The sequence below is a fragment of the Dyella sp. genome (genome assembly GCF_051954575.1).
In the GTDB taxonomy this organism is placed as follows: Bacteria; Pseudomonadota; Gammaproteobacteria; order Xanthomonadales; family Rhodanobacteraceae; genus Dyella_B.
Map to the genome: position 1 here is coordinate 1 of NZ_JBQCHP010000087.1, position 10,207 is coordinate 10,207.

Annotated in this window: 8 protein-coding genes and 1 pseudogene; 5 read left to right on the forward strand and 4 right to left on the reverse strand. The window is 61.6% G+C overall.

Going from position 1 to position 10,207, the window contains the following annotated elements; genetic code table 11:
• Nucleotides 1-345 precede the first annotated feature (345 nt).
• The 4 genes from ACTHNE_RS12385 to ACTHNE_RS12400 all read right to left on the reverse strand — a co-directional run bounded on the left by ACTHNE_RS12385 (nt 346) and on the right by ACTHNE_RS12400 (nt 5,092).
• Complete coding sequence (locus ACTHNE_RS12385) at nt 346-1,320, reverse strand: hypothetical protein (protein WP_440269401.1); 975 nt, start codon at nt 1,318-1,320, stop codon at nt 346-348.
• A 126-nt stretch (nt 1,321-1,446) separates the two neighbouring features.
• Nucleotides 1,447-2,211: a LytR/AlgR family response regulator transcription factor gene (locus tag ACTHNE_RS12390; RefSeq protein WP_440269402.1), complete on the reverse strand. Its 765-nt coding sequence runs from the start codon at nt 2,209-2,211 to the stop codon at nt 1,447-1,449.
• The gene (locus ACTHNE_RS12395; RefSeq protein ID WP_440269403.1) at nt 2,208-3,329 is read right to left on the reverse strand and encodes a sensor histidine kinase; all 1,122 of its coding nucleotides are present in this window, start codon (nt 3,327-3,329) and stop codon (nt 2,208-2,210) included. The genes ACTHNE_RS12390 and ACTHNE_RS12395 overlap by 4 nt, the downstream gene beginning before the upstream one ends.
• A 47-nt stretch (nt 3,330-3,376) precedes the next feature.
• On the reverse strand, nt 3,377-5,092 hold the full coding sequence (locus ACTHNE_RS12400) for a hypothetical protein (RefSeq protein WP_440269404.1): 1,716 nt from the start codon (nt 5,090-5,092) through the stop codon (nt 3,377-3,379).
• Nucleotides 5,093-5,493: 401 nt separating this feature from the next.
• Here ACTHNE_RS12400 and ACTHNE_RS12405 point away from each other — a divergent pair, with 401 nt between their 5' ends.
• The 5 genes and pseudogenes from ACTHNE_RS12405 to ACTHNE_RS12425 all read left to right on the forward strand — a co-directional run bounded on the left by ACTHNE_RS12405 (nt 5,494) and on the right by ACTHNE_RS12425 (nt 10,044).
• Nucleotides 5,494-7,710, forward strand: a complete 2,217-nt coding sequence (locus ACTHNE_RS12405; RefSeq protein WP_440269405.1) for an alpha-galactosidase — start codon at nt 5,494-5,496, stop codon at nt 7,708-7,710.
• 189 nt (nt 7,711-7,899) lie between these two features.
• Nucleotides 7,900-8,130, forward strand: a pseudogene (locus ACTHNE_RS12410) (KGG domain-containing protein); the annotation flags it as partial.
• Between the two features lie 350 nt (nt 8,131-8,480).
• The gene (locus tag ACTHNE_RS12415) at nt 8,481-9,197 is read left to right on the forward strand and encodes a hypothetical protein (RefSeq protein WP_440269406.1); all 717 of its coding nucleotides are present in this window, start codon (nt 8,481-8,483) and stop codon (nt 9,195-9,197) included.
• A 53-nt stretch (nt 9,198-9,250) separates the two neighbouring features.
• Nucleotides 9,251-9,688, forward strand: a complete 438-nt coding sequence (locus tag ACTHNE_RS12420; protein WP_440269407.1) for a VOC family protein — start codon at nt 9,251-9,253, stop codon at nt 9,686-9,688.
• 98 nt (nt 9,689-9,786) lie between these two features.
• Nucleotides 9,787-10,044 (forward strand): hypothetical protein, encoded by a 258-nt coding sequence (locus tag ACTHNE_RS12425; RefSeq protein WP_440269408.1) that lies wholly within the window; start codon nt 9,787-9,789, stop codon nt 10,042-10,044.
• The last annotated feature ends 163 nt before the right edge of the window (nt 10,045-10,207 follow it).

Here is a 10,207-nt window from a genome sequence, read left to right on the forward strand (position 1 = left end):
CTGGCCGTCTGTCGAGGCGACGGACCGAAGGCATGCGGACAGACAGGGCTGGCCCCAACGTGTTGAATTCAAAGTGATGGGGTGATGTCTGGAAGGCCCGCAGGCTGCGCCGCGCGGCTTAGCAAGACGGCCAGTCTTCCCGGCGCCGCGCAACACACCCTGCGAGCCTTCCAGACATCATGACGACGGCGATACTTGATCAGTGTTGCCTTAATGCTGGCGGTCGTTCGGGTGCCTGATTAGCGTCCAATCTCAGCTGCACGAGTAGCTGCTCCCTCCCCTACGTGCAGTAGGGGAGGGCGCTGCTGTGGCAAGCAGTGACTTAACGCGCCCACCTGGCGTGCACTAATCCTTAAACCCATGCGCGCGCAACACATCGGCGATATTCACCCGCCAGATATTGCGCGAACCATTGAGCGGTCCGCCCAGCCGCTGCTGCAACGTCGCCACGGTGTCGCGCGTCTTGGGAAAGCGTACATCCTCCTGGCGGTTGCTCGATACATACAACTCGCCAAACGTCGGCCCCAGCGTGGGCGCGTTCTCCAGGCTTTTGGTGTTCACATCGCCACCGAGATGTTCGGGCTTGCCCCAGCTCCCATCAGGCTGGCGGAAAGCGATATAGATGTCGGCGCTGCCCAGCGAATCGCCTTCGTTGCCGGCGAACAGCAAGAAGCGCCCGCGCGGATCGATGCACGGGTCCATGCGATTGTGCGAGAGATCGCCCAATTCCACGCGCTGCGGATCGGAATAGCCGTTACCGGCGGGGTGCACCACGTAGATCTGGTAGAGCTTGCCCGAATCGGCACGGTGCGCGGAGAAATAGATGTCGCCGTTGGCCGCGATGGACGGGTTGTAGAGCATGGCGTCTTCGTTCAACGCACCGTCCACGTGCATGGGCTCGCCCCAGCGTCCGTTCGCCTGGCGTTCCACGTACCACAGATTGGTGCCGGCAAAATGCTGGCCGCCCATCTCGGCGACTATCGGTGCGCCGCCCGGATGCACCGGTCGATTGGAAACGAAATACAGGCGCTTGCCGTCAGGTGAAAAAGCCGGTTCGGAGTCATGCCACTGGCCGGAGAACGAAGCGACCTCCGGCTTGGACCAAGTCGTTCCCTGGCGATGTGATAGCAAAATGGTGTCGTCGGTCTCCGCGAAATCCGAACGCATGAAGTACAGCGTCTGCCCATCCGGTGAAAACGTGGCGGTGGTTTCCTGCAAACCGGTGGAAATGACGCCAGGCCCCAGCAGTTCGGCGGCACTCACCGATCCGGCGCAAACCATTGCCAATACCATCGCCCAGACCAAAACCTTGCGCTGCATACATGCTCCCTAATGAGGTCAATGTGACCGATCCTTCATGCTCAAGGCAGCAAACCCCGCGCGCTGCGGATTTGTGACAGGCGGTTGCGTTCGTTGGATAAGCGGTTGCCTGCGCCCGCGATGGGATCAGGCCATGCCCAGGACACGCCGCGCGTGCGTGCGGAAGCGGCGGCTCAAGCTGAGGCGGGTGCCGTTGTGCAGCACCACTTCGGCATTGCCCTGGAACAGCGGATGGATTTCACGGATGCGCTCCACGTTGACCAGGGTTGCGCGATGAATGCGCAGGAAGCGTGCCGGATCGAGCACATCCAGCAGATGCCGCAACGTTTCGCGATGCAGGTAGCTGGCGCCGCCGACATGGATCTCCACGTAATTGCCGTCTGCGCGAATCCAGTCGATGTCGTCGGTGGCGATCACGCGGATGCTTTCGCCGATGCGCACGCTGATGCGTTGCACGTGCAAGGGCGTGGCGGGCGTCATCGGCGCGGTTGGCGTCGACGCCGCATGCGCCTGCAAACCCAGCCAGTGCTGCCGCACGCGCGTCATCGCCTGGTCGAAGCGCGCCTGGTCGATTGGCTTGAGCACATAATCCAGCGCGTTGGCGTCGAAGGCGCGCAGCGCATGCTGGCCGTAAGCGGTGGCGAACACCACCATCGGCAAGGCGTCGGGCTTCATCCGATGCAACAGCTTGAAACCATCCATGCCGGGCATGCGGATGTCGAGGAATAGCAGGTCGGGCTTCAATACGGTGATCGCCTGCAGGGCTTCGGCAGCGTTGCCGCATTCGCCCACGATCTCCACGTCGGTATGCGCGGCCAACGCCTGCCGCAGTGCCAGGCGCGCCAGCACTTCGTCATCGATCAGCAAGGTGCGGATCGGCGGCGCGTTCATGCGGCGGACTCCGTCACGTGTTCGCGAAAGGGAAAGCGCAACTCCACGCGCGTGCCGCCCTCGGCCTTGCGCGCCAGCACCACGCTGGCCGCTTCGCCGAACAGCACCTTGAGGCGCGCGCGTGTGTTGCCAAGCCCCAAGCCTTCGGCGGCGCCTTCGGGCAACCCGAGACCATCGTCATCCACGCGCAGATACAGCTCGCCACCTTCGCGGCGGCTCACGATCTGCAACTGGCCAGGCTCGGGCTTGTCCAGCAATCCATGGCGCAGCGCGTTTTCCACCAGCGGTTGCAGGATCATGCTGGGCACTGCGGCATGCACGGTATCCATCGCCACGTCGATATGCGTGCTCAGGCGATCCTGGAAGCGCACCTGCTGGATCTCCAGATAGCAGCGCAGCAGTTCCAGCTCGCGCGCCAGCGGCACTTCCAGTGCATGGCGTTCTTCCAGCGTGAGACGCAGCAGATCGCTGAGGCGCGCGATCATCAGGCGCGCCTGGATCGGATCGGCCAGCGCCAGCGCGGAAATTGCGTTGAGCGTGTTGAACAGGAAATGCGGCTGCAGTTGCACCCGCAGCGTGCGCAATTGCGACTGCGCCAGTTGCGATGCCAGCTCTGCATTGCGCAGGCGCTCGTCGCGCAGGCGGCGCTGCGATTCCAGCCCGCGCAACACCGCCAGGATCACCCAGTACAGCAACAGCGCGAAGTGATAGACATAGGCAAATTCCATGCGCAGGAAGGCGCCGAAGGTGCTGACCGGCATCGAGCCGGCGCCGCAGGTCGACCAGAAGATCGCCATGTGCACCACCACGTGCGCCAAGGCGATGCACAGGCTCGCAGGCACGTGCACCGCCACGAAGCGCCGCCAGCCGTGGCCTGCGGTATGGCGGCCCAGGCTGGCGATCAGCGGCACCAGCAGCATCCACAAATAGAAATCCGCGAAATTCCAAACCATAGCCCGCGGCCAATGCGCAGCGCGGCCTTCGCTGATCGACGACAAGCCGGCGCTCACCGTGTACGACAGTGCGATCAGTGTCCAGAACCCGAGCAACAGGGCCGGCCGAGTCAATCGCTGTGGCGTGATGCGCGTGGACACCCCATCCTCGTCTTCTGCCGCCATGCGGATGGCAACAAGTGTGCGGGTGACGCCGGCTGGCGAGAAGTGCCTCAAGACCTGGTTCGATGCTGCTGCAGCCAGGCGCCCAGGGCAAAGGCATGAATGCGCCGGTCCGCGCCGCTGTAATACAGCGTGGCCAGGTCGGGCGAAAGCCTCGACTCGGTGCCTGACGGGCCGAGCGGTTGTGGCGTCGTCCAACCGTCGGCGGTGGCGAAGGCGATGAACAAGATGCTGTCGCCGCTTGCCGAGGGCGGCCGGTTTGAACTGAAGACGATAAAGGACTGATCCGGCGCCACCGCCGGGTCGAAATCCGCGCTGGCGCCATCGCCCAGGCTGAGCGCTTGCGGCGGTTGATAGCGGCCATCCTTGTACACGCTTCGATACAGCCGGAACTTGCCGTCGGCTGCACCGTGCTGCATGAAATACAGGCTGCCATCGGCGGCCACGGCTGGCGCGAAAATCGAGCTGCTGGTGTTGACGACATCGGGTAGACGCTCCGGCGTGCCCCAGCCGCGTGCACTACGCGCAACCCGCCATGCGTTGCCGCCGCGCCCCGGCCAGGATTTGCCGCTGAAGAAACCATCGAGCACAACGCCACCGGCATGCGCCGGCCGATTGGAAATAAAGACCATATACGAACCATCCGGCGCCATGGCCGGTTCCAGATCCATCCAGTCCTGCGAAAAGGAAACCGGCTTGGCCGCCGTCCAGGTCGCGCCGCTGCGTTCGGCCATATAGAGACGCCGGGCAATACCGCTGCCGCGCGAAAACACCACCGCATTGCCATCCGGCGTGAAGGCGGGCGACGCATCCTCGGGCAGATTCCAGGGACCATCGGCGGCCGTGTCGGCTTGCTGGTGCGCATCCAGCCATGGTGCGAGCGAAAGCTGCCAGATGCGGTCGCCGTGCTGGTTTGCGTCCGCACGTTCGCCCGGCGCGCGCCGATCGCTGTAGAAGTAGAGCGTGCGCCCATCCGGACCAAGCTGCGCACCCATCGCGTGCGTGCCGCTGTTTACGTCATCGCCCAGATCCTGCGGTGTACTCCAGCCATGTGGCGTGGCGAACGCGATCGCCAATCGATAAGGCTGTTGCGGCGCACGCTGGATGCTGACCACGATAAAGGATTGATCGGGCGCGATCGCCGGATCACGCACCTGCATCGATGCATCGCCCAACGCCACCAATTCAGGCGCCTGGTAGCGGCCATTACGGAGCGCCGCGCGCTGCAATCGCAAGCTATCGCCAGGCCCGCAGCCGATGTAATACAAATCGCCATTCGTAGCGATGCTCGGCGCGAACGTCATGGAACAGGTGTTCACCGTATTGGGCAAGTGAACCGGCTTTCCCCAACCATCGCCTTCGCGCGTCACGCGCCAAAGATTCATGCCGTGCCCCGGCGTGCGGCGGCCGCCACGCACCGCATCGATCGGCGCGCCTTCGCCCGAGGCAGGGCGGTTGGATACGAATATCAAGTACGAACCATCCGGTGCCATCGCCGGATCCAGGTCGCGCCAGCGTCCGGAAAAAGACGCCGGACGCGGCGTCGACCAGTGCGCGCCGGCACGATGTGATTCGAACAGCGCCGAGCCATCGCCCACGCTGCGCATGACATACACCGTGGCGCCATCAGGCGTGAACGCGGCGGCGCCATTGTCGCCGCTGCCGGAAATGCTGCCTGGAGCGAATACGACAGGTGTAGTAGTGCTGCCGGCAAGCACGAAACCGCTGACGGCAAGCAGGGTGGCGAACATCGGCAAGCGACCCATGGGGTTTCCTCGGCTATGGATGGCAAGAGATTAAATAGCGTGCGCCGGATGATCGCCGATGGCGTGATGAGCGGTTCGCTAGTAATGACCAGCGGTGCGAATGGGTGAATAGGCGGAACGTCGCATGATATTCCAGATTGCGTCATCGTCATTCCGGCGAAGGCCGGAATCCATGCTGGCCGCTGCGTAGAATTTTCATTGAATCGACATGTATCCCGTATGGGTGCAAATGGATTCCGGCCTACGCCGGAATGACAGTGAGGTGAGATTGATGGTTGTATGGAATTTCGGATCCGTTTGGCCCCTGCAGGCAAGACCCGGCGTTTGCGAGGTGTAGTCATCCGACATCCCCATTAGTATGATTAATCACATTTATCAAAAAATGACGGGGAAGGGCTGCCATGCGCGTTACACGAGCAGTGGTCGTAATGCTGATCGCCATCATTGTCGCCATCGGCGACGCCCACGCGGCGGCGAGTGGACAATCCATCCATTTCGACCAGGCGAACAAAGTGTTTCGCCTCGATGCGGCCAAGGTCACCTACGCGTTCGGCGTGGACGACAAGGGTCGGCTGCAATCGCTCTATTGGGGTCCACGCCTGGATGCCTCCGATCGACTTCCGCCTGCCGTGACACCGCCCAAGGCCGATGGCATTGACGGTGATATAAACCGGGTGCGCCAGGAATACAGCGGCTGGGGTGGCGGGCTTTACTACGAGCCGGGCGTGAAGATCACCTTTCCCGACGGGAATCGCGACCTGGAGCTGCATTACCAGTCCTATTCGATCAAGGGCGACACGCTATATGTCGCGCTGAAGGACATCGAACGCGCGATCGTTGTCACGCTTGAATACGAGATGGACGCAGGCACCGGCATCGTCCGCCGCAGCGCGACGATATCCAACCAGACGGCAACGCCCGTGGTCATCGAACAGGCCAACGCGGCGACCTGGTTCCTGCCGCGCAGTCGCGACTACACCTTGCGCTTCCTGTCCGGCCGCTGGGCGGGGGAAAACGACATCAACGAACGCCCCGTGCAACCTGGCAAGACCGTGCTCGAAAGCCGACGCGGCACCACGGGCATGCAGAATGAGCCGTGGTTTGCCGTGCGCCGCAATGATGCGGACGAAACCCATGGCCAGGTGTGGTTCGGTGCGCTGGCCTGGAGCGGTTCGTGGCAGATCGCGATCGAGCAGGACCAGGTCGAGCAGGTGCGTATCTCCGGTGGCTTCAACCCGTTCGACTTCGGCTACAAGCTGGCCCCCGGCGCAAGCTTGAGTACGCCGAGTTTCTACGCTGGTGTCGCCACGGATGGTCTTGGCGAAGCCTCGCGCCTGATGCATCGATTGGAACTCACGAAAATCCTGCCACAGGCGCCGGCTCCGCGTGTGCGGCCGGTGCTGTACAACTCATGGGAGGCAACTGGATTCAAGGTCGACGAGCCCGGCCAGATCGCGCTGGCCGAAAAGGCCGCCAGCATCGGCGTCGAACGTTTCGTGATGGACGATGGCTGGTTCGGTGCGCGCAATTCGGACAAGGCGGGTCTTGGCGACTGGGTCGTCAATCAACAGAAATTTCCGCACGGTTTGAAGCCACTGATCGACCGCGTACACGCGCTCGGCATGGACTTCGGCCTGTGGGTGGAACCGGAGATGGTCAATCCCGACAGCGATCTGTATCGCGCGCATCCGGACTGGGTGTTGTACATGAATGGCCGGCCGCGTACCGAAGGCCGCAACCAGCTGGTATTGAATCTCGCGCGTGCCGACGTACGCGCGTATGTGTATAACGCGCTGGACAAGCTGCTCAGCGAAAACGATATCGCCTTCCTCAAATGGGACTACAACCGCAGCTGGTCCGAACCCGGCTGGCCCGCGGTGGCGCCGGATGAGCAGAAGAACGTCTACGTCGACTTCATTCGCAACTACTACGGCATTCTTCAAGAGCTGCGCAAGAAGCATCCGAACGTCGAGATCGAATCGTGCTCGAGCGGCGGCGGCCGTATCGACCTCGGCGTGATGCATCTGACCGATGAGGTGTGGACGTCCGACAACACCGACGCTTTCGACCGCCTGCGCATCCAGGACGGCTTCACGCAGGCGTGGACGCCGGCGGTGATGATGGCCTGGGTCACCGATTCACCGACCTGGGTCAACAGCCGCACGCTCTCGCTCGAGTATCGGTTCCTCTCTTCGATGCAGGGCTCGCTTGGCATCGGCGCGGATTTGAACAAATGGCAGCCGCAGGACTTCGCCACCGCACGCCGCCTTGTTGCCGAATACAAGGCGATCCGCAAGACCGTGCAACAAGGCAGCTTGTATCGTCTGGTTTCTCCGCAGAACGGCAGCGAACAATCGGCCACCGAAAGCGTCAGCCCGGATCGCGCGCACGCCGTGCTGTTCGCCTTCCTGCATTCGAGTACGGAAAACTATCCCTATCCCACCGTGCATCTGCAGGGCCTGGATGCGAATGCGAAATACCGCATCCACGCCATCGCCGGTACGTTCGATCCACGCACGCCGCTGGTGGCGAGCGGTGCGTACTGGATGCATGCTGGCATCGACTTGCTGATGCGCGGGGACTTTCAGGCGGCGGCCGTGGTCTTCGATAAGGAATAGCCTCAGGCATTCAGCGGCTCATGTCCGGATGCGGACATGAGCCGGCATGGCAAGCTGACAAGCGTTTCGCTGGTGCTTGAAATCTCCTTCACCGGGTAAAGACCTGCGCTAGAGCTACGCCTCTCCAGTATGGGAATGCGGCACACATGCGTGCCGTATTTTCTATATGTTTTTCTGGAGTGCAAAATCATGGCAAATACCGAAAACAAACAAGGTCAAGGTGGCGGACGCGGCTTTGCAGGCATGGACGAATCCAAACAGCGCGAAATCGCCAGCGAAGGCGGACGTGCTGCGCATGAAAGCGGACACGCCCACGAATTCACTTCGCAAGAGGCGAGGGAAGCGGGACGCAAGGGCGGCGAGGCCGTTAGCGAGGATCGCGAGCACATGTCCGAGATAGGCCAGAAAGGTGGCGAGTCGGTCAGCCATGACCGCAAGCACATGTCTGAGATCGGCCAGAAGGGTGGTGAACATAGTCATGGCGGATCGAACGCGAGTGGCGGCAATCGCGGCGGATCTTCCGAACAACATGCCGAGGCGGGTCGCCAGAGTCATAAAAACACGTAAGTGAATGTTGCCCGGACCTCTCTCTTCTTGCAGAAGAGAGAGGCGGGTATTAATCACGTGGGAGTTCGCGGCCAGCAGGCCAGGATCGTTCGGGCTACGCGCAAGTTCTAGCCGTCGACCTCGATCCCGCTAGCGGGATCGATTTCAAGTGCAAGCTTGGTGATGGAAAATCTCCGCCGGGAGGTCCAATATCCGGCGCCTAAGTGCGCGCCGTAGTCCATCGGCAGGCAAGATGGAAAAGCGGCAAAAACAAAACAGGCATGGACCCCACAATGGTCAGTTCTTGCATTGACCCGAAACTTGTTTTTGCGTGGCAAACAGCACATTCGCTAGCACGATACTCGCCGCCTCCTGTTCACGATCGCGGCGGCTTCAGGGTGGACACCCATTCGGAAAAGGAAGTGAAGCGTTGGGTTTTTCCGAAGCTGTGTGACGGGCTGCGCGGCTTAGCACGCGATATTGCGCTCCCGCGACACTACCTGAAACTGTGCGGCAGCAATGAGGAACTGCGAGGCGCGCTCCCGCCAAGGTGGGAAATTCAGCCGGAAAATTACTTCATGCAGGCCACCGCGACCGCCGGCGAACCGAGTGCGTTGCCAGAAGGTTACCGGATGGAAGTCCATCAAGTGGGACAGGTGACCCGCGTACAAATTGTCGCGCCGAATGGGGACTTCGCTGCCAACGGCTCTGCCGCGGAAACCGTGGATGCCTTCGTTTACGATCGTATCGAAACGGCGCCGAATCATCGGCGAAAGGGATTAGGTATCGCCGTCATGCGCGCACTCGCAGCCGCGAGGAAGTCTTCCATCAGCCCTCAGCTTCTGGTTGCCACGGAAGATGGCCGCAGCTTGTATGCGCGCCTCGGTTGGACGGTGATCGCGCCGTTCGCTACGGCGACCATTCCAGATATGGGTTTTTGACACCCAGACACATATCGACATAGGCGCTCGAATAAGCGCAAAAGGTTGGATACATGGCGCTCAAACGGCTGGATAACATAGCGATCGTCGTCGAGGATCTCGACGCGGCGATCGCTTTCTTTCGCGAACTCGGCCTCGATCTGGAAGGGCGCGCGACCATCGAAGGAGAATGGGCAGGACGTGTGACCGGGCTGGGCGATCAGTGTGTCGAGATTGCCATGATGCGCACGCCGGACGGCCACAGCCGTCTCGAACTCTCGCGCTTTCTCAGGCCATCGGTCGTGGCGGATCACCGGAACGCTCCGGTGAATGCGCTGGGTTATCTGCGCATCATGTTCGCCGTGGACAACATCGACGAGACGCTCGAAAAGCTTCGCAAGCATGACGCGAAGCTCGTGGGTGAAGTCGTCCAATACCAGGACGTGTATCGGCTCTGCTACATCCGCGGCCCAGGAGGGCTTTTGATTGGACTCGCCCAGGAACTCGGATAAGGATCGACATAACCGAGCGCGCTGGCATCGGCGCAAAAATCACGCGCTAAACTACCGCCCCATCGCGGCAGCGACCGCCCCCGACGCCAGGCATTTCTTTGAAGATTGCCGCTGCTCTCGTCTCGATACTGGCCCTGGTGCTTGGCCGGATGGTGATTGCCCAGGGCCCGCCGTTCACGCCTCACGGCTACTTTGTCCGCGACGTCATTTCGCTGCTGATAGCCAACGCCATGATCTGGCTATCGCAACGATCCGATTGGTCACTGCGAACCCGCGCCCAACTCCTCGGGGCAGGGTGGATATGGTTGATCGTGCAGTTTGGCTGCTCTATCTACCTGCTTTGTAGCGGCGTTTGAGCGCGGTCGATCCTTGGGTCCCCCTATCAATAAAAAGCCCGCAGGGGGAGCCTGCGGGCTTCGGGTCATCCATCTTTACGCTGCATAGCGAGGAGGGGAGGCCAGGCTAGGCGGTGGGACTGATGTCTCTCGACATGGAGTAACTATACTCGTGAGTATATTA

Excerpts from the sequence above, each read along its gene's own strand:
- ACTHNE_RS12385 (WP_440269401.1), bottom strand. The coding sequence starts at position 1,320 with ATGCAGCGCAAGGTTTTGGTCTGGGCGATGGTATTGGCAATGGTTTGC.
- ACTHNE_RS12390 (WP_440269402.1), bottom strand. The coding sequence starts at position 2,211 with ATGAACGCGCCGCCGATCCGCACCTTGCTGATCGATGACGAAGTGCTG.
- ACTHNE_RS12395 (WP_440269403.1), bottom strand. The coding sequence starts at position 3,329 with ATGGCGGCAGAAGACGAGGATGGGGTGTCCACGCGCATCACGCCACAG.
- ACTHNE_RS12400 (WP_440269404.1), bottom strand. The coding sequence starts at position 5,092 with ATGGGTCGCTTGCCGATGTTCGCCACCCTGCTTGCCGTCAGCGGTTTC.
- ACTHNE_RS12405 (WP_440269405.1), top strand. The coding sequence starts at position 5,494 with ATGCGCGTTACACGAGCAGTGGTCGTAATGCTGATCGCCATCATTGTC.
- ACTHNE_RS12420 (WP_440269407.1), top strand. The coding sequence starts at position 9,251 with ATGGCGCTCAAACGGCTGGATAACATAGCGATCGTCGTCGAGGATCTC.